The organism is Leptotrichia sp. oral taxon 218 (assembly GCF_018128225.1).
Lineage (GTDB): Bacteria > Fusobacteriota > Fusobacteriia > Fusobacteriales > Leptotrichiaceae > Leptotrichia.
Window position 1 is genome coordinate 1,788,413 of the sequence record NZ_CP072377.1, and the last position, 18,731, is coordinate 1,807,143.

General features: G+C 28.1%; 18 protein-coding genes and 1 tRNA gene. 12 read left to right on the top strand and 7 right to left on the bottom strand.

All coding sequences use genetic code 11. The features are described from left to right. Window positions 1–299: 299 nt before the first annotated feature. The 3 genes from J5A73_RS08395 to J5A73_RS08405 all read right to left on the bottom strand — a co-directional run bounded on the left by J5A73_RS08395 (window position 300) and on the right by J5A73_RS08405 (window position 3,774). Window positions 300–416, bottom strand: a complete 117-nt coding sequence (locus J5A73_RS08395) for a MarR family transcriptional regulator (RefSeq protein ID WP_080667958.1) — start codon at window positions 414–416, stop codon at window positions 300–302. A gap of 223 nt (window positions 417–639) precedes the next feature. Then, window positions 640–1,887: a radical SAM family heme chaperone HemW gene (gene hemW / locus J5A73_RS08400; protein ID WP_211614853.1), complete on the bottom strand. Its 1,248-nt coding sequence runs from the start codon at window positions 1,885–1,887 to the stop codon at window positions 640–642. Window positions 1,888–2,055: 168 nt separating this feature from the next. Further along, window positions 2,056–3,774 carry a phospho-sugar mutase gene (locus tag J5A73_RS08405; protein ID WP_211614856.1) on the bottom strand — a complete coding sequence of 573 codons (1,719 nt, stop codon included), beginning with the start codon at window positions 3,772–3,774 and terminating at the stop codon, window positions 2,056–2,058. A gap of 136 nt (window positions 3,775–3,910) precedes the next feature. Here J5A73_RS08405 and J5A73_RS08410 point away from each other — a divergent pair. After that, window positions 3,911–3,987: transfer RNA gene (locus J5A73_RS08410), tRNA-Arg, on the top strand. Between the two features lie 131 nt (window positions 3,988–4,118). Here J5A73_RS08410 and J5A73_RS08415 read toward each other — a convergent pair. Continuing rightward, on the bottom strand, window positions 4,119–4,505 hold the full coding sequence (locus J5A73_RS08415; protein ID WP_211614859.1) for an MliC family protein: 387 nt from the start codon (window positions 4,503–4,505) through the stop codon (window positions 4,119–4,121). A 271-nt stretch (window positions 4,506–4,776) separates the two neighbouring features. Next, entirely contained in the window at window positions 4,777–4,851 is a 75-nt protein-coding gene (locus J5A73_RS10560) for a hypothetical protein (RefSeq protein WP_249069496.1), read from the bottom strand. 234 nt (window positions 4,852–5,085) lie between these two features. Here J5A73_RS10560 and J5A73_RS08425 point away from each other — a divergent pair, with 234 nt between their 5' ends. From J5A73_RS08425 to J5A73_RS08435, 3 genes are read left to right on the top strand one after another with little or no spacing between them, the layout of a single operon-like run. After that, window positions 5,086–6,102 carry a hypothetical protein gene (locus J5A73_RS08425; RefSeq protein ID WP_211614862.1) on the top strand — a complete coding sequence of 339 codons (1,017 nt, stop codon included), beginning with the start codon at window positions 5,086–5,088 and terminating at the stop codon, window positions 6,100–6,102. 31 nt (window positions 6,103–6,133) lie between these two features. Next, on the top strand, window positions 6,134–6,925 hold the full coding sequence (locus J5A73_RS08430) for a hypothetical protein (protein ID WP_249069236.1): 792 nt from the start codon (window positions 6,134–6,136) through the stop codon (window positions 6,923–6,925). 39 nt (window positions 6,926–6,964) lie between these two features. Further along, window positions 6,965–7,642 (top strand): hypothetical protein, encoded by a 678-nt coding sequence (locus J5A73_RS08435; protein WP_211614868.1) that lies wholly within the window; start codon window positions 6,965–6,967, stop codon window positions 7,640–7,642. 107 nt (window positions 7,643–7,749) lie between these two features. Here J5A73_RS08435 and J5A73_RS08440 read toward each other — a convergent pair whose 3' ends face one another. Next, a complete protein-coding gene (locus J5A73_RS08440) occupies window positions 7,750–8,979 on the bottom strand; it encodes a replication-associated recombination protein A (RefSeq protein WP_211614872.1) in 1,230 nt (409 codons plus the stop codon). Between the two features lie 211 nt (window positions 8,980–9,190). Between J5A73_RS08440 and J5A73_RS08445 the strand changes: the two genes are divergently transcribed. The 3 genes from J5A73_RS08445 to J5A73_RS08455 all read left to right on the top strand — a co-directional run bounded on the left by J5A73_RS08445 (window position 9,191) and on the right by J5A73_RS08455 (window position 12,594). Next, entirely contained in the window at window positions 9,191–10,894 is a 1,704-nt protein-coding gene (locus J5A73_RS08445) for an AAA family ATPase (protein WP_211614874.1), read from the top strand. A gap of 176 nt (window positions 10,895–11,070) precedes the next feature. Beyond that, window positions 11,071–11,568 carry a methylated-DNA--[protein]-cysteine S-methyltransferase gene (locus J5A73_RS08450; protein WP_211614876.1) on the top strand — a complete coding sequence of 166 codons (498 nt, stop codon included), beginning with the start codon at window positions 11,071–11,073 and terminating at the stop codon, window positions 11,566–11,568. Window positions 11,569–11,655: 87 nt separating this feature from the next. After that, complete coding sequence (locus J5A73_RS08455; RefSeq protein WP_211614879.1) at window positions 11,656–12,594, top strand: hypothetical protein; 939 nt, start codon at window positions 11,656–11,658, stop codon at window positions 12,592–12,594. 44 nt (window positions 12,595–12,638) lie between these two features. Here J5A73_RS08455 and J5A73_RS08460 read toward each other — a convergent pair whose 3' ends face one another. Then, entirely contained in the window at window positions 12,639–12,977 is a 339-nt protein-coding gene (locus J5A73_RS08460) for a hypothetical protein (RefSeq protein ID WP_211614881.1), read from the bottom strand. 191 nt (window positions 12,978–13,168) lie between these two features. Here J5A73_RS08460 and J5A73_RS08465 point away from each other — a divergent pair, with 191 nt between their 5' ends. The 5 genes from J5A73_RS08465 (at window position 13,169) to J5A73_RS08485 (ending at window position 18,715) form a co-directional block, all read left to right on the top strand. Further along, window positions 13,169–13,873: a response regulator transcription factor gene (locus J5A73_RS08465; RefSeq protein ID WP_211614883.1), complete on the top strand. Its 705-nt coding sequence runs from the start codon at window positions 13,169–13,171 to the stop codon at window positions 13,871–13,873. Between the two features lies 1 nt (window position 13,874). Next, window positions 13,875–15,263 carry a sensor histidine kinase KdpD gene (locus tag J5A73_RS08470; protein WP_211614885.1) on the top strand — a complete coding sequence of 463 codons (1,389 nt, stop codon included), beginning with the start codon at window positions 13,875–13,877 and terminating at the stop codon, window positions 15,261–15,263. Between the two features lie 87 nt (window positions 15,264–15,350). Further along, entirely contained in the window at window positions 15,351–16,007 is a 657-nt protein-coding gene (locus J5A73_RS08475; protein WP_211614887.1) for a thiamine diphosphokinase, read from the top strand. Window positions 16,008–16,026: 19 nt separating this feature from the next. Continuing rightward, window positions 16,027–17,265: an RluA family pseudouridine synthase gene (locus J5A73_RS08480; RefSeq protein ID WP_211614890.1), complete on the top strand. Its 1,239-nt coding sequence runs from the start codon at window positions 16,027–16,029 to the stop codon at window positions 17,263–17,265. Window positions 17,266–17,341: 76 nt separating this feature from the next. Beyond that, window positions 17,342–18,715, top strand: a complete 1,374-nt coding sequence (locus J5A73_RS08485) for an MATE family efflux transporter (RefSeq protein ID WP_211614893.1) — start codon at window positions 17,342–17,344, stop codon at window positions 18,713–18,715. The last annotated feature ends 16 nt before the right edge of the window (window positions 18,716–18,731 follow it).

Sequence of the window (18,731 nt, forward strand, 5' to 3'; positions counted from 1 at the left end):
AGTGTCGTTCACATAAGTACGCTACTACTTATGCAGTTCTCTTATGAACTTCTTGTTATCTCTAACAAGCACAGACTATATCTTATCCATAGTGTATTTTGGCACCTTAGGCGAAACCACTTCCAATACCAATCGCTTGTATTGTACTCCCCTCACGAGGGATAGTCGTTGAACTTTCCTTTTCAGGCTTAGCTGCTGATTGTCTATTATCATAATGTTTAGGATTTAACCTTGCACCATCTAGTATATTTTTTCTGCTTTCGCTACCTTCACACCTATACCATTTTCTCACTTAAGTATTATGTTGTGGTTATACTAGCTTTAAGAGTTCCCAGCAGTTCAGTTTCTTTGTTGCACGGTTTTGCTCCGTGTCTACATACAAGTTTCCCTATATGCTTACTAAAATTTTCGTACAATTCATCTCACGACTAAAGTTGCGAGTGTTCTTGTACTATTTAAATAAAAGTTTCACTTTTTCTGGATTAGAAGAATATTTTTTTATATCTTCCAAAATTTCATTGTAATTTTTTTTTATTTTTTCACAATCAAGTTTTATTTCTTTTTTTTCCATTTTTTTGCTCCTATTTTAAAAATCAAAGAATTTTTATTATTTATAATTATCTTATTATAACCTTTTTTTTAAATAAATTCAACAAATACATTATTTGCCAAAAAAATTCCTTTTTTTGTCAATTTTATCCTTTTTTCATAATTTTTAGCAGATTTTTTTTTATTTTTAAAACTTATTTTTTCATTTTTTTCAATAAAAAATTCTTCAATCAATCCACTTTTTACAAGTTTTTCAATTTTTTTGGCATCTTTTTCAGTATAATTTACCCCTTCTTTAATAAGCCTTAAACCTAACATTTTTTTCAATTTTTCTTTTTCAAAATCATCAATTTTTTCAACCGTATTTTCATCAATCGGCAATTTTCCATCATCAATCAGATTATAATATTTCTTAAAAGTCCGTATATTGCTGTGCCTATTATCGCCAAAATAACTAGCAGCACTCATTCCAACGCCGATAAATTTCTGATTTCGCCAATATTTCAAATTATGTCTTCCCGCATTTTTCTGCAATTTTCTTAAATCTTCAAATTTTTTTATTTCATTAATTTCAACATCTTTATCTTCATCATCTATTCTTGCAAAATTAGAAATCTCATACTGACAATATCCATTTTCCCCAAAAAAATCAATAATTTTTTCATACATTTCTGCTTCCAAATCCTGATCAATTTCGGATAAAATCCCCTTTTGCAACTTGCTCCAAAAAACCGTTCCTTCTTCCCAAATAAGCGAATAAATCGACACATTTTCAGGTTTTAATTCCCGCAAAATATCAAGATCCCTTTGCAAATCCTCAAGACTTTGATTAGGAATCCCGAACATCAAATCCACCGTAATATTGCAAAATCCTGCCTCTCTTGCCATTTTATAAACATTTATTGCATCATCAGAACTATGCTGCCTTCCAATAAATTTTAAAACATGATCTTGAAAACTCTGAATACCGATACTTAACCTATTTATTCCAATTTTGTTAAGTTTTTTCAGTTTTTCAAAAGTCACATCCGTCGGATTCAACTCCAGCGTAATTTCAGCATTTTCAGACCAATCAAGTTCGTCTAATATTTCACTTATCATCGCAACAGGCAGTAAAGAAGGTGTTCCTCCGCCAAAATAAATTGTATCATATTTGATTTTTGGATACATTCTAATTTCTTTAATCAAATAATCCGTATATTTTCTATATTCCTTTTCCATTTTCACAAATGTGCAAAAGTCGCAGTATTCGCACTTTTTATCACAAAATGGAATATGGATATATATGGCATCTGCATCTTTTTTTTCTGAAATTTTTTTATTATTTTTTTCAATCATTTTTTACCTTTTATTTTTTTATTTTCTTTCATACTTTAAAAAAAGGATTTCAGAGCATAACTTTTTTTGTAATTATGATAAAATCCTTTCTTTAATTTTTATTTTTGTTTTTTTCTTAAAATAAATTTCAACAAAATATTACAATTATTTTTTATAAATCACTCAAAATTATATCCCAATAAATTTAGAAAATTTTTCCATTGTTTTATCAAGTTTAGCTTTGGCATTTTCGCTAGAATCTGCATTTACGCTGAAATAGAATTTAATTTTTGGTTCAGTTCCAGATGGTCTTGCTGTAATAAATGTATTATCTTCAAGCACGAATTGTAATACATTTTCTTTTGGTAAATTAATTTCTTTTTCTTCACCAGTTTCCAAGTTATATTCTTTGTGTGAGAAGAAATCTCTTTTAATTTTAATTTTCTTACCAAGCAATTCATCTTTAACATTTTCTCTCAAGTTAGACATCAATGCTGCCATTTGTTCAATTCCGTCTTTACCTTTCAATGTTACTGATTTAATTCCTTCTAAATAATATCCGAATTTTTCATATAATTTTTGCAATTCTTTGTAAATAGAAGTTCCTTTTGAGTGGTAATAAGTTGCCATTTCAGAAATAACCATTGAAGTTACCAACGCATCTTTATCTCTTGCATGAGTTCCAATCAAATATCCGTAACTTTCTTCAAATCCAAATAAATATGATCCTTTTAATTCTTTATTTTCAAATTGTCTAATTTTTTGTCCAATATATTTGAATCCAGTCAATGTTTTCATAACTCCAACATTTTTAGCAGGTGCAACAACATCAATCATTGGTGTAGAAACAACAGTTGTAATAACTTGTGCATCAGCTGGAATATCTTTTTTGTAATTCAATAAATATTGCAATAACAATAATCCTACTTGGTTTCCGTTTGGATAATACCATTCATTTTTGTCATCTCTTATCGCAATACCGATTCTATCAGCATCTGGGTCATTTGCCAAAATTAATTGTGCTCCAATTTCATTTCCTAATTTTGTTCCCAATTTAAATGCTGCCACTTCTTCTGGGTTTGCATAAACTACTGTTGGGAAGTTTCCATCTGGTTCAATTTGTTCTTTTACAACTTCAAAATTGTATCCAAAATCAGATAAAATTCTCTTCATTGGTCTTCCACCAGTTCCATGAAGCGGAGTATAAACAATCTTGAAATCTTCTTTTCCTGGAATATCTGTATGTATAGTTTGTTTTTTAATCGCTGCTATATAGTCATCATCAATTTTATGATCAAGTTGAATAATTAATCCTTTTTCTCTTCCTTCTTCTTCAGAAATAACTTTTATTTCTTCCAATGTAGAAATTTTATTTACTTCATCAACAATTGCTGGTGCATGTGGGTCAACAACTTGTGCTCCATCATCCCAATAAACTTTATATCCGTTATATTCTGCAGGATTATGAGAAGCTGTAACAACGATTCCTGACATACATCCTTTATATCTTACACCAAATGACAACTCAGGAGTTGAATGTAAACTTTCATAAATATATGCTTTAATTCCATTTGCAGCCATTACTCTTGCAGTATTTAGTGCATACTCTCTCGAACCTATTCTACAGTCATGAGCAATTATGATTCCTTTTTCTTTTGCCGCTTTTTCATCAAAACTCAACATATAATTTGCAAGTCCTTGAGTTACTTTTCTAATTACATATTTATTCATTCTATTAGTTCCAATTCCACGAACTCCTCTAATTCCACCAGTTCCGAAACTCAAATCTTTGAAAAATCTATCTTCTATTTCTTTTTCATTCCCTGCAATGCTTTTCAATTCTTCTCTGTCTTTTTCATCAATGGCATCTGAATTTAGCCAATATTCGTATTTTTTCATATAGTCCATGATATTTCCTCCTAAAATTTATTTTCCAAATTTTTATTAAATAATTTATCCATTCATTTTAATTTTACCACATTTTACAAAATTTCCAAATTTTTTTCGTTGACTATTTAAAAAAAATATGGTAACATAAATTCGTGTACTTGTAGCTCAACTGGATAGAGCGTCTGACTTCGGATCAGAAGGCTTGGGGTTCGATTCCTCACAGGTACGCCATTTTTTTATTCAAAAATTTTGGAAAACTCAACAATAATTTTTTATTTAAACAAAAATGTTTTATAAAAAAAACATAACTTTCAAATCTTAAACTTTCTACTCGATTTGTCAATTATGCTTTTTTTATTTTATTATTTTCTTGTACAAGATTTTTCAATATTATTTGGTCCTCTATAAATAGCGTCTTTTCCACCTTTAAAGAACTCAACATTTCCACCTTTGGATACATATCTTGCTCCACTACCTGAAACTGCTACATTTAAGTTATAAACTTTTCCAGCTTTTGTTACTACTTTTGCAGTTTTTGTTGTTGGATAAGTAACTGTTATTCTTTCAGTTCCACAAGTGTATGATTCTGCTGCAGGTCTTTTTGCAACTGCTTTTTTATTAACCACTTTTTTAGCAACTGTTTTTCTAGCAGGTGCTTTTTTTCCATTTTTAGGTGCTGCTGCGAAAGCCATTCCTCCAATTAAAGTCATTACAGATAATGCTAACATAGATTTTTTCAATAATTTCATCTTGACCATCTCTTTTCTTTATGATTTATTTCAATAGGAGTATACACTAAAAAACTATTATTTCGATTATAAATTTATAATAATTTTAATAGAAAATATATAGAAATTCTCGTTTTTTATTTTATAACTTTAAATTTAACTTGATGATACAAATTCTCCCTTAAAATCATTAATTGGCAGCACTTGGGCAGCAACTGCTATTAATAATGGAGTTGAGATGGAATACGGTTTGATTCTTCATCATCCTGGTTCAGACATTTATAGTTATAATTTAAATAAAATACTCCTTCGCCGCTCTCTCAAATTTATTTTCCCCAAATTCATAAAACTTGATTTTCTCATTCATATAAACCTGTTCCACATAGTGATTTTCATAATTGTGAGAATATTTATAATCTTTTTTCCCAACTTTTGTAAAAGGTTGTAAAAAATATTAGCTTTTTAAAAATTGTAGATTTAAAATCATTATACAACAATTTATAAAGTTAACTATAAATTAACTAATATATAATCAAAAAAAAAAAAAAAAAGGTATAATTAAAATAAGAATATAACTTTAAAGCAAATAAGGAGGTTTTTTATGGCATTTATTAATCCATTTCAAATTTACTCTAAAGGAGAAAATACTATTACAAATAATATTCTATTACTTCTATCAAACTTGTATAGAATAAATCCAAAAATTTATGAGTTGTTTATAAACAGTATTCTTCCAGAAAACATCAATTATGAGATTATCCCTTTTTTTTCACAGCAAAAGTCACAAAAGGAAGGAGGAATTATTGACGGACATATTCATACAAAAGCAACAAAAATTATTATTGAAACTAAAATTGCAGGATTAGATAATACAAAAAAACTTATTAATTACTGCAAAAACGAAAATTTAGCTGAAACAAATATATTAATTCACATAAGTGATTCTACTTTTGATGAAGCTACCACAAAATCTATAAATCAAAGAATAGGAATTTATAATTTTGATTTTGTTTCAATAACTTTTTCTGAATTACTTTCCTCCCTTCAAGAAATTGCAGATGAATATCCTTTTAACGAAGAACTATACCGTTTATCCAAAGATTTTTATTATTATTGTAGTTCAATGGGTCTAATAAAAAATGTATTCAGAATCGTTCCATGCAATAAAAGTTTTGAATTAAACGAAAAATATCATTTATACTTCCAACCTGAATCCAGAGGATATTCAAACCATCAATTTACTGGAATATATACTGCAAAAGAAGTGAAATATATTGGAAAAGTAAACAAAGTTTTTTTGGCTGAACTTACAAAAGAAGGAAAATTAATTACTAAAAAAATTTCAGGTAATGGGGAAATTACTAGCGAGGAAGAAAACAGAATAATAAGCACAATAAAAGAATTTCCAGAAATTTATGGCTATGGAGATATTTCAAAAGGACATATTTTCTTTTTATTTGACGATAATGATTTTTGTCCAACAAAATTTAAAAAAACTTCAAAATATGGTTTGCTAGGCTCTAGACTTTTTGACTTAAAAGTAAATTTAGAAATTGAAAATGTAGAAAAATTATCAACTTTAGAAATTGCAGAAAAATTAAATGATATTACTTGGTAAAAATAAATTTTTAAAAGATTGGAGAAAAATTATGAGAAAATTGTTGTTAATTTTAAGTTTGTTTGTTGTAAACATTGTTGGATTGGCTTATGAGAAATGTAATCCTAAAACAATCTATGAAATTAGTGTAAATGATTTAAATGGAAGTTATTTTGGACAAAACAAAAAAGATGGAACAATTATGATAAAACTTGGTAAAAATGCTAACAAAGTACAGGCAATTCACTTTGATGAAAATAGGATTTTAAATAATTGTATTCTTGATCCCAAAATAACAGAATTTCATATTGAACATGGTTTATTTATCAATGCGATGTATGCTGAAATGATGGATGGTGTATATAATAATAATCAAGACATAAAAATAGATTATGATTCGTGTCTTGAGAAAAATCATCAATTTTGTAAAATTTCTAAAGATGCAGATATTAACGGAAATCCTGTGGGAATTTCATTTAATCAAGAAGTTCAGGATATTGAAATTTATGGAAATATAGTTGACGTTGAAAAAAGAAATGATTATAAAAAAGTAATAATAGGCGAAGATTATGAAGAAGATGATATTCCTGTATGTGCAAGTAAAAGTATTAGTGAAGAAAATTGTAAAAAAGAAAAATTCATAGTAAAATCTCCAAATGGTTATGCCAATCTTACTAGAAAAGCGTTTGATAATTCGACTATTCGTGATAAAATAAAAAATGGAACAATTGTAGTCATAGATCCAATTGATATAAGTCCTTTTGATGTTGAAGGAGTATATGTTGAAGTTTTAGGACAACATAAATTTGGATACATTAATTGGAAATATTTGAAAAAGAAATAGTATTAAACATTTTAAATTTAAAATTTAGGAGAAATAAAAATGGAAAATAATAATATTGAAAATAAAAATTTAGTAAAAATTCTAATTGGAATAATAATTGCTCTTGTTCTGGTTATAGGATTTATCATCATAGGTGGTGGTATTTATCAATTTATAAGTATGAAAAATAAGATAAGCGAGATGGAAAAAGTCCAAAAGGAGCAGGAAAAACGACAGCTAGAAAATCAAATGATGGCTTCAGTACAAACTCAGGCTAAAGAAAATAACAAAAAAAGTGAAACCAAAACCAACGAAACTAAGACTGAAACTAAGGAAGTTGATCCGTACGAAAGAAGATTTACAGCTTCTGACATGAATGATACTCTTGTGGAAATTAAAGGAGTTAGAGATGGAAATAAAGTGTTAGTGCGTGTTTTGGAAGGAAAAAATAAAAATAAAAAAGGATATATTAATTTAAAAGGTTTTAAAAATATAAGCAGTTCTTCTTTAAGAAAATTAATTGGGAGCACTTGGGCTGCAACTGGCGTTAATAACGGAGTCGAAATGGAATATGGCTTAATTCTTCATCGTCCTGGTTCAGATATATATAGCTTTAATTTAAACAAAGCATTAATAGATTACAAGTTATCTGGACATGATTCAGCAGTAAGGTATGACTGTGAGCGTGATACAGCAAGAAATTTTGTACAAAATTATGATCCTTCAGCTTGTTATTAAATATAAAAAAAATACTCTTGCAATAAACTATATCATTGTTTGAGTATTTTTTATATTAAGTACTTTTTAAATATTTTGTTATAATAAATAAAATTTAATAGACAAATTTACTTTTCACTCTTTTTTATTTTCTTAAAATATTCCGCAGCCGCTCTCTCAAACTTATTCTCTCCAAACTTATAAAACTTGATTTTTTCATTCATGTAAACCTGATTAACATAATGATTTTCATAGTTATGAGGATATTTATAATCTTTTTTCCCAACTTTTGTAAGATGAGTTGGCACATCTTGAATTTTTTCATTCTCAATATGGCTAAGTGCTGAATTTATCGCATTATAAGCTGAATTACTCTTTGGAGAAATCGCCAAATAAATCGCAACTTCTGAGAGAATTATTCTTGCTTCTGGCATTCCAATCTCCTTTACCGCATTAAGTCCAGACACCGCAATTGGTAACGCCTGTGGATTTGCAAGTCCAATATCTTCAGAAGCCAAAATTACAAGTCTTCTAGCAATATACAAAATATCTTCGCCACCAGAAAGCATTTTTGCCATCCAATAAATCGCCGCATCAGGGTCACTCCCACGAATACTTTTAATCATCGCAGAAACCGTATTATACTTATCTTCCGTCTTGTGATAAGACTTTTTCGTATTCAACACTTCCTTCACTTCATCAAGCGTAAAATCCACCCCAACATTCGCAATCAATTCCAAAATATTTATAGCCTGTCTCGCATCTCCTTCAATAATTTCTGAAATATATTTTAAAATCTCATCTGAAATTCCAATTTTCTCTTTTTCATTAATATTTTTTAAAATTTTAAGCAAATCTTTTTCACTCAATTTTTTAAATTCAAATGCCATACAGCGTGACAACAACGCATTATTCAAATTATAATAAGGATTTTCAGTCGTAGCACCAATTAAAATAATATTCCCATTTTCCAAATCCTGCAAAAGTGAATCCTGCTGCAACTTATTAAATCTATGAATCTCATCCAAAAACAAAAGTGTCTGCTGTCCGTTCGTACGAAATCTGTTGTGTGCTTTATCAGAAATGTCCTTTATATCAGTCACAGACGCCTTTATCGCATTCAAATATTCATAATGATAATTCATTTTTTCAGCAACAATTTCCGCAAGAGTCGTCTTCCCAGTCCCAGGTGCTCCCCAAAAAATCGCATTCATGAAATTTCCACGCTCAATAATCTTCCTCAAAATTCCATTTTTCCCAACCAATTTTTCCTGACCATAAAAATCATCCAAACTTTTCGGACGATATCTAAATGCAAGTGGCTTCTTATTTTCATATACTTCATCAAATAAATTCATTTTTTTACTCCCTTTTACTTTTCAAATTACAATAATTAAATAAAACACTTTTATTCTAAAATTATTGTATTTTACTATACAATCTATTTTACAAATTCAAAACTATTTTGTAATAATCAAATAATTTACTTTTTCTACAATTCATATTATAATATATTCACTTAGTTAAAACAATAAAATTATTTATAAATAAAAAGGAGGGGTAATGAAGATGGGAAATCGCAAAAAAAAGAAATTACCAATTGGAATATCTGATTTTAAAGAGATTATCGAAAATAACTACTACTATTTTGATAAAACAAAATTTATAGAAAATATTTTAGAAGATGGCTCTAAAGTTAAATTATTTACTCGTCCGAGAAGATTTGGAAAAACCTTAAATATTTCGATGTTAAAATACTTTTTTGACACTAAAAATAAAGACGAAAATAGAAAATTATTCGAAAATTTAGAAATTTCTAAAAGTGAATATTTTGAAAAACAGGGAAATTTCTTTGTAATCTCTATTTCTTTTAAAAATTATGATGCAGAAAGCTGGGAAAGTGGATTTAATACGATTAAAAATGAAATAAAATTGCTGTATAACGAATTTTATTTGATAAGAGATAATTTAAATCAAAGTGACTTGGCAGATTTTGATGCTATTTGGCTGAAAAAAGATAATGCTGACTGGATTAATTCTTTGTTTAATTTGACTAGATATTTGTATGAAATTTCTGGAAAAAAAGTTGTTGTTTTGATAGATGAATATGACCAGCCAATAATTGATTCTTACATAAAAGGGAATTATGAGAAATGTATCGCATTTTTTAAAGCATTTTATGGAAAAGTTTTGAAAGATAATAATTATTTGGAAATGGGAATTTTAACTGGAATATTACGAGTTGCAAAGGAAAATGTCTTTTCGGGATTGAATAATTTGGAAGTTCACACAATTTTAGATGATGAATTTACAGAATACTTTGGGATTATGGAAAATGAAGTTGAAAAATCTCTTGAAGATTTTGACTTAAAATATGAATTAAATGATGTTCAAAAATGGTACAATGGGTATCTATTTGGCGAAAAAAAAGTTTATAATCCTTGGTCGATTATTAATTTTTTAAATCGTGGAAATTTAAAATCTTACTGGGTAAATACAAGTGGAAATGGATTAATCAAATTATATCTCCAAAAATTAAAAAATGATGTTTTTGACGATTTTTCAAAATTATTGAATAAAGAAAATATTCTTAAAAGAATAAACAACAATATGACTTTTGAAAATTTGAAAACTAATTTTGGAAAAAATATTTGGAATCTATTTTTTCATAGCGGATATTTGACTTTGGCTGATAAGTATGATGTGATGAAAAAAAATGCTAGTATTAAAATTCCAAACAAAGAAATTCTAGAAATGTTTTCAGAAATGTTTATCGAAATTTATTTCAAAGATTCTGAAACCTTTCTGGATATGACTGATGCACTTACAACTGGAAATATTGAAAAATTTAAATTTGAATTGAATAAAATTTTATTAGAAAATATTGGTATTTTTGATGTAATCGGAATTTATAAAGAGCAGTTTTATCATGGATTAATGTTAGGACTAATCTTAATGTTAAAAAATGAATATGAAATTTCATCAAATAATTTTTCAGGAAAAGGTCGATACGATTTACTTTTGAAACCTAAAAATATTTTTGAAAAAAAAGAAGGAATTATCATTGAATTAAAAGCAATAAATATAGATAATTTGAAATTAGATTCAGAAAAAATTCACGAAAAATTGTTAAATGAATGTGAGGTTGCACTAAATCAAATTGAAGAAAAAGAATATACTTCAATTTTGAAAAATGCTGGAATTGACAATATTTTAAAAATTGGAATTGCATTTTTTGGAAAAGAATTTGAAATAAAATTTGAGAGAGAATAATTCATGAAAAATTTTTTGTAATTTGAAATTAATTTTTTTAATTAATTATATGTTTGAACCTATTTAAAACCAAACTACTAAAATTGTATACATTTGGATTTTAAGTAAGTAGCCATAACTTTTGAGTTTAGTTTTAAAATAATTTTATTATAAATGAAAATTAAGAGGTAAAAACAATGAAAAAGAACATCTATTTTTATGAAACAAACACTCCGATTGGAAAAATTGGAATCGTCACAACTCAAAATGATTCTCACATTACAGATTTAATTTGGGAATCAGATTTTGAAGATTTTAAAAAACATAATAATTTTAAAATTTGTGAAACTGAACTGATTAAACAAGTGAAAAAACAACTTTTTGAATATTTTGAAAAAAAACGAAAAAATTTTGATTTGCCACTTTTGAAAGAAGGAACACCATTTCAAATTTCTGTTTGGAGTGCTCTTGAAAAAATTCCTTATGGCGAAACTTGTTCTTACAAAGATATTGCAATCGCAATTGACAATCCAAAAGCTGTTCGTGCAGTTGGAATGGCAAATAATCGAAATAAAATTGCTATTTTTATTCCATGTCATCGTGTGGTTGGTGCAGATGGAAAATTGGTTGGTTATGGTGGGGGACTTCATATTAAGCGATTTTTGTTGGAATTGGAAGAGTTTAAAATAAAATAATTTTTATTTAAAATAAAAAATGAGATTATGAAAAAATTTCTTTATAAAAAAATAATAAAAATAAAATAAAAAAGGAGAACTTACTTAATGAAAAAAATAATTTTGATAAAATTTTTGATTTTAAGTATTTTAACTTTTTCTTTTACAAGAGAAGAAAAAATACAAAATAGTTTGCAAAAACTGGGAATTAATCAAGAAATTATTAATGAAACGGTAAAAGCTGACTATGATGCAAGAGACATTGTGGCTTTTCAAACTGATGAAGTTGTCATTGGACAAATGCTGCAACGATTTTCAAATATTTTGAAAAAAGATGAAAGAAATTATATTGCTTCTGAAAATATTATTACAATTTATGAATCAAAAATTGGAAAAGATTACAAGAATTACTTAGATTTATTTGTAAAATACACACCTTATGACTTTGAGAAAACTTTTGCCAAAATGGTTTACGAGCGAAGCTATGGAAGTCAAAAAAAATATGATAAATATTACTCACAATTAAAAGAAAAATACAAAAATACGCCGATTTTGGAAATGATAAAAATTTACACAACAAAAGATAAAACGCAAAGGCAAGCACAAATAAAAAAAGTGTTAAATTTATTAAAAGATGAAAATGTGAAAAAAGAGCTGGGCCTGGCTGATGAGGACATTCATTCAATGAATTTGACCTACACGCTTGTAGAAGCAAGAAAATATTATAACAGTGGACAAATTGAAAAAGCTGTTTCAGAATATATACAAAATATTGTAAACAGTAATGTTTCTGACAATATTAGAAAATATAACGAAAGAAAAGAAACTTTGCTATTTTTAAACATTTTGATGATAAATGAAGAGATTAAAAATTCTGCTCTAAAAAAAGAAAATTTGAAAAAACTAGAAAATACATTTATTGCAAAAAAAATAAAATTGGAAACTGCAAAAGATAGAGATTATTTGGAAAAATATTTGGAAGGAACTGAGTTTGAGAAAAATAGTGAAAATTTAGAAGAAATTTTTGAAAATAATAATATGATATAAAAAAGACCCTATTCGTAATGAATAGAGCCTTTTTTCTCAATTTTTTATCTTTTTACCGCATAAACCACAACCGCAAAAGCAATTACAGTTATAATAACCATAAAAAGTCCACTTAATATCATCGAAAAAATATTCATCAAATTTCGATTTTCTCGATTTTTAATACATAAAATAGATAGAACAAAAGAACATAAAATACATAAAATATTTGCAATACCAAATAGGTGTGACACTGTATAATGCACTTTAAAAAATGCAATAAATTGGCTTAAAATTGGGATTAAACTCATAATTAATGCAATTTTACTAATTTTTTGATGTTGTTCCTTGTCTGAAAGAAAAACTCTTTTTTCAGTTGTTTTTTTGATTACTTCATTGTTCATAGAAATCATCCTCTCATTATTTTTTTTATTTTGTTTCTTCCTTTTCTATATTCATATATTACCACATCAACCTTACGGCAACATTTTCACTACTTTACATTTACCTTACTTTTTGGAAATTTGGGAAGTTGGGAGTGATTTTTGTGATATAATGATTTATGAATTTTAGTGATAATTGGAGGAAGTTTGAAATGGTTGAAAAATATTTGAGAGATAAATGTATTTTAATTGTGGATGATGAGCAGGAAATTTTGAATATGGTTGTGTCGATTTTGGCAGATGGAGGTTATGAAAATACAAGGACTGCTAGAAATGTGAAAGAGGCTTTAAAATGTGTTGAAGAAAAGAAACCTGATTTTGCGATATTGGATGTGATGCTTCCAGATGGGAATGGTTTTGAGTTGCTTGAAAAGTTGAGAAAGGATAGTGATTATCCAATTTTATTTTTAACAGCACGAGGGGAGGATGAGGATAAATTTAAAGGATTTGGATTGGGAGCGGACGATTATATTGTAAAACCTTTTTTGCCAAAAGAACTTTTGTTTAGGATTACGGCAATTTTGCGACGGACTTACAAGGAAGAGAATTTTATTGTGAACTTGAATGGCTGTCAGATTGATTTTTCACGAGGAGAAATTGTAAAAGATGGGGGAAAATTTTCCTTAACTGCAAAGGAATACGAACTACTAAAAACCTTATATAGAAATGCTGGACGAATTGTAACGATTGATTCGCTCTGTGAAGCTATTTGGGGAGAAAATGCTTATGTTTACTCAAATTCTTTGATGACTCATATTAGACGGATTAGAGAAAAAATTGAGAAAGAGCCGTCACATCCAGTTTCTCTTATAACAATGAAAGGATTAGGTTATAAATTAATCGTGGAGGGAAAATAGTATGAAAAATATATTAAAACTTATACGCCGTTTTGTAATAACAATAATATTAAGCATATTTTTGCTTCTATTTTTAAATATTTTTTTGTTTGAATTTATATTTTTCAAATATTCGACAGATGATTCTCCTTCAGATAAAACTTTTGAAATAGCGAAAATGATAAAATTTAAAGATAGAAAATATTTTTTGCCAGATAAAGAAATTTCCAATTTGAAAAAGCAAAATATTTGGGCAATTGTGATTGACAATGATTCTAAAAAAGTGATATGGCAAACAGAAAACTTGCCAGGCGAGATTCCAAAAGAATATTCGGTATTCGATATAGCGCTATTTTCACACGCTTACATAAAAGGCTATCCAGTTTTTACAACAAAAATTAGAAATGATTTACTTGTATTAGGATATCCAAAAGACAGTTACTGGAAATATTCCACAGCTACCTGGAACTATCGTTTAATTCAAAATGTTCCTAATTTTTTTCTTATATTTTTACTATCCAATATATTCTTTGTATTTTTGATTTACATTTTTTCAAATTCAAAACTTTTAAAATCAGTAAATCCAATAATAAAAGGTATACAGGGTTTGCCAAAAGATAATCCAGTAAATATAGATGAAAGAGGCGTTTTATCCGAACTTGCAAAAAGTATAAATAAAACTTCTGAAATTTTGCAAAATCAAAGAGAACAACTGCGAAATAAAGACACGGCACGAGCAAACTGGATTGCAGGAGTTTCCCACGACATTCGTACTCCATTGTCAATGATAATGGGCTATGCAAGTCAATTAAAAACATCTTCAGATTTATCAGATGAAATGGCAAAAAAACTTTCTGTTATTTTGAAACAAAGTGAGCGTATAAAAAATCTAATAAATGATTTGAATCTTGCTTCAAAATTAGAATATAATATGCAACCTTTTGAGAAGAAAAAAGAAAATGCAGTTGCAGTCGTTCGGCAAGTTATTGTTGATTTTTTAAATATGGATATTGACGAGAAATTTCCGATAGAATGGAAGACGAAAAATGAATTTGTATCCTGCTTTGTTAATGTTGACAAAAATCTGATAAAACGAGCTTTGGCGAATTTAATCCAAAATAGTATTAATCACAATGAAAATGGTTGCACAATTTATGTTTCAGTAAAAGAAGATGAAAAAAATTGTATAATTTGTGTTGAAGATAATGGAATAGGAGTTTCTGATAAAGAGCTAGAAAAGCTCAATAATACGCCACATTATATGGTTTGTGACAAAAATACGACAGAACAGCAGCACGGTTTAGGGCTTCTTATTGTAAAACAAATTATGGATGTCCATAATGGACAAGTTGAGATGAAACATAGTGAATATGGGGGATTTAAGGTTGTTTTACAGATTCTTGAAATGTGAAGGGATTTTTTCTTCTTATAATCTTGTAAATAATTAAATAAAAAAGTATAATATAAAATAGTTGTATTTTTTGGATGGAGGGAAAACATGATAAAAAGATTTGTGATTTTTTTGAATGGAGAGTATAAATATTCGCAGGAATTTATGGATAGATTGGTTTCGGAAGAGACGATTTGCTTTTGTGCGGATGGTGGCGCAAATTTTGCTTTTCAGTATGGGAAGGTTCCTGAAATGATTATTGGGGATTTGGATTCGATTGAGAAAAAAGTTTTGGAATATTATAAAAGTAAAAATATTTTGATAAAAAAATTCCCAAAAGACAAGGATTTTACAGATTTTGAGCTGATTTTGAAAGAAATTAATAAAATTTCGGAAAATAAGAATTTTGTTGAGAAAATATTTGTTGTTGGTGGGCTTGGGAAACGAATTGATATGACTTTGAGCAATTTATTCATAATGGAAAAGTATAAAAATCTTGTTTTTTTGCAGGAAAATGAAGAAATTTTTTATGCAGAAAAGTCTTTTGTCCTAAAAAATAAAAAGGAATGTGAATTTTCAATCATTCCAATTAGTGAAAAAGTTGAAAAATTGACATTAAAAGGCTTTAAGTTTGAAACGGATAAAATTGATGTGAAAAGGGAAAATTCCAGACTTGTGAGCAATGTTATTCTTGAAAATGAGGCTAGCGTGGAATTTGAAAATGGAAAACTGATAATTATTTTGAAAAATAATAATAAAAAATAAAAAAGGAAGTGCATAAATATTGAAAAAATTTAGGATTGAGAAGGAACATCAGAGAATGAAAATTTCCCAGTATTTGCGAGAAGTGCAGAATTATTCGGGGAGAAGTTTGAGAAATGTGGAAGTTTTTTTGAATGGGAAGCAAGTTAGGCTTACGAAAAAATTGCCGTCGCATGGAAATTTGAAGGTTGTGGAGAAGAAGAAAGGGACTGATATTAAGCCAATTAAATTGCCGATTGATATAGTGTTTGAAGATGAAGATATTTTGGTTGTGAATAAGGAGCCGTTTTTGTTAACACATCCAACACAGAAAAAGGTTGATTTTACTTTGGCAAATGGGGTTGTGAATCATTTTTTGGAAAAATATGGTGAAGTGAGAGTGCCACGATTTTATAACAGACTCGATATGAATACATCTGGATTGATTATTATTGCTAAAAACAGCTTTGCACAGGCGTTTTTGCAAAATTTTTCGATTTTTGAGAAAAAATATTTGGCGATTGTGAATGGAATTATTGATGATGAAGAAATTTCTAGAATTAAAGATGAATTGGCAAAAGATGGGGAAAATCATAAAATTCAGGATTTTGAGAAAGAAAATTTGAAAGCTGAAGTTGAAAAAGTTAATTTTGGAAAAATGAAAAAGTATGATGAAATTGAGAAAATTGAAAATAATTCAAATTTTGAAAATAAAGATAACAAAATTGGAGAAAATATAAATTTTGACAGTAAAAAAGAAAATAATAATTTAAATCTGGAAAGTAAAAGCAATTTTGAAAATATAAATTTTAAAATAAATAAAAATATAGATTTTGACAGCAAAAATACAAAATATAATTTAAATTTGAAAGATAAAAATGATTTTAATAATGAAATTTTGGAAAAAAATGGAACAAATAAAATAATTATCGAAAGACGGATTTTTCGAGATGGCGATAATTTGGAGAGAATTATTGACGAGAGAGGTCAGTATGCGAAAACGGCTGTAAAAGTGTTGAAAACTTATCCTGAAAAAAATGTGACGCTTGTGGAATGTGAGCTTTTTACGGGAAGAACACATCAAATTCGTGTGCATTTGAAATCAATTGGGCATACAATTGTTGGGGATGAGCTTTATGGAACTGGCTTAAATAAAGAGCTTGGGATAAATAGACAATTTTTACATGCTTACAAGGTAAAATTTACACATCCTGCGAGTAAAGAGGAAGTTGAATTGGAAATACCTATTTTTACTGATATGAAAGACTTTTTAGAAAAATAATTTTTATTAGTTGAGATAAATAATTTTACAGAATAACGATAGATAAAGAATAATTAAAATTAAAGAAAGGAGAAAAATGAAAAAATTTAATTTTTCTGTTGATTTAATAAACGACAACATTTTGAAATCACTACTGATTTTTTCAATACCAATTTTAGTGTCAAATATTTTTCAGCAACTTTACAATATGGCGGACATTGCTATTGTTGGACATACTTTAGGAGACAATTCACTTGCAGCAATTGGGGCCTCAGCAGCAATTTTTGAGCTAATTTTTGGTTTTGCGCTTGGAATTGGGAATGGGCTTAGTATGGTTACAGCGAGAAGTTACGGAGCGAATAATAAAAATCTTTTGAAAAAATCGGTTGCAGGTTCGATTGTTATTGGACTTATGGTAACAATTGCCGTGATGATTTTATCAAGATTTATTTTAATGCCGTTGCTAAAAATTTTACATACACCTGAAAATATCATAAATGAAGCATTTGAATACATAAACATTATAACAATGTTCATAGGAGTAACTTTTTCCTATAATTTGTCATCAGGACTTTTGAGAGCAATCGGAAACAGTTTTATGTCGCTTGTATTTTTAGTAATTGCCTCAATTTTGAATATTTTTCTTGATATTTATTTCATAACTTCCCTAAAAATGGGAATTGGTGGTGCAGCAGTCGCAACTGTTATCGCACAAGCAATATCTGTAATTTTAAGCGTAATTTACATTTACATAAAAGAACCAATTTTAATTCCAAGAAAAAAACATTTCCGATTCGACGCAAAATTATACAGAGAATTGCTCGGACAAGGAATTTCAATGGGATTAATGATTGCAATTGTATTAACAGGATCACTAATTTTACAATACGCAATAAACGGATTTGGCTATTTAATCATCGCTGGACATACTTCGGCAAGAAAATTAATGGGATTTTGCAACATTCCACTAACAACAATGGCACTTGCACTAGCAACCTTCGTTTCTCAAAATAAAGGAGCCGACAGAGTCGACAGAATACGAAAAGGCGTATTTTATGCAAACCTAATGGACATCTTTTTTGCAATCGGAATCACAATTTTCGTTTACCTATTTTCAAAAAATATGATTCACCTAATGTCTGGCTCAAACTCCGAAGTAGTCCTTTACAACGGCTCAACCTACCTAAAAATCGCCTCTCCATTTTTCACAATATTAGGCGTTTTATTCAACTTAAGATACGCTTTACAAGCTCTAGGAGAAAAAGTAATCCCTCTAGTTTCCAGTATAATCGAATTTTTTGGGAAAATAATTTTCGTAATTTTTATTGTGCCAAAGTTGGGGTATTTTGGTGTGATGATTTGCGAGCCGCTGATTTGGATTGTGATGACTGGGCAGTTGGCTTGGGCGTTTTATGGGAATGAGTATATTAGGAAAAAAAACTGGAATAATAAAAAAACAGGGCATTGTTAAAATGATGTCCTGTATT

Bases quoted from the DNA above. Each gene is read 5' to 3' on its own strand.
- J5A73_RS08425 (WP_211614862.1), top strand. From the start codon at position 5,086: ATGGCATTTATTAATCCATTTCAAATTTACTCTAAAGGAGAAAATACT.
- J5A73_RS08475 (WP_211614887.1), top strand. From the start codon at position 15,351: ATGATAAAAAGATTTGTGATTTTTTTGAATGGAGAGTATAAATATTCG.
- J5A73_RS08455 (WP_211614879.1), top strand. From the start codon at position 11,656: ATGAAAAAAATAATTTTGATAAAATTTTTGATTTTAAGTATTTTAACT.
- J5A73_RS08440 (WP_211614872.1), bottom strand. From the start codon at position 8,979: ATGAATTTATTTGATGAAGTATATGAAAATAAGAAGCCACTTGCATTT.
- J5A73_RS08415 (WP_211614859.1), bottom strand. From the start codon at position 4,505: ATGAAATTATTGAAAAAATCTATGTTAGCATTATCTGTAATGACTTTA.
- J5A73_RS08435 (WP_211614868.1), top strand. From the start codon at position 6,965: ATGGAAAATAATAATATTGAAAATAAAAATTTAGTAAAAATTCTAATT.
- J5A73_RS08460 (WP_211614881.1), bottom strand. From the start codon at position 12,977: ATGAACAATGAAGTAATCAAAAAAACAACTGAAAAAAGAGTTTTTCTT.
- J5A73_RS08465 (WP_211614883.1), top strand. From the start codon at position 13,169: ATGGTTGAAAAATATTTGAGAGATAAATGTATTTTAATTGTGGATGAT.
- J5A73_RS08450 (WP_211614876.1), top strand. From the start codon at position 11,071: ATGAAAAAGAACATCTATTTTTATGAAACAAACACTCCGATTGGAAAA.
- J5A73_RS08470 (WP_211614885.1), top strand. From the start codon at position 13,875: ATGAAAAATATATTAAAACTTATACGCCGTTTTGTAATAACAATAATA.
- J5A73_RS08405 (WP_211614856.1), bottom strand. From the start codon at position 3,774: ATGGACTATATGAAAAAATACGAATATTGGCTAAATTCAGATGCCATT.
- J5A73_RS08430 (WP_249069236.1), top strand. From the start codon at position 6,134: ATGAGAAAATTGTTGTTAATTTTAAGTTTGTTTGTTGTAAACATTGTT.
- hemW (WP_211614853.1), bottom strand. From the start codon at position 1,887: ATGATTGAAAAAAATAATAAAAAAATTTCAGAAAAAAAAGATGCAGAT.
- J5A73_RS08445 (WP_211614874.1), top strand. From the start codon at position 9,191: ATGGGAAATCGCAAAAAAAAGAAATTACCAATTGGAATATCTGATTTT.
- J5A73_RS08485 (WP_211614893.1), top strand. From the start codon at position 17,342: ATGAAAAAATTTAATTTTTCTGTTGATTTAATAAACGACAACATTTTG.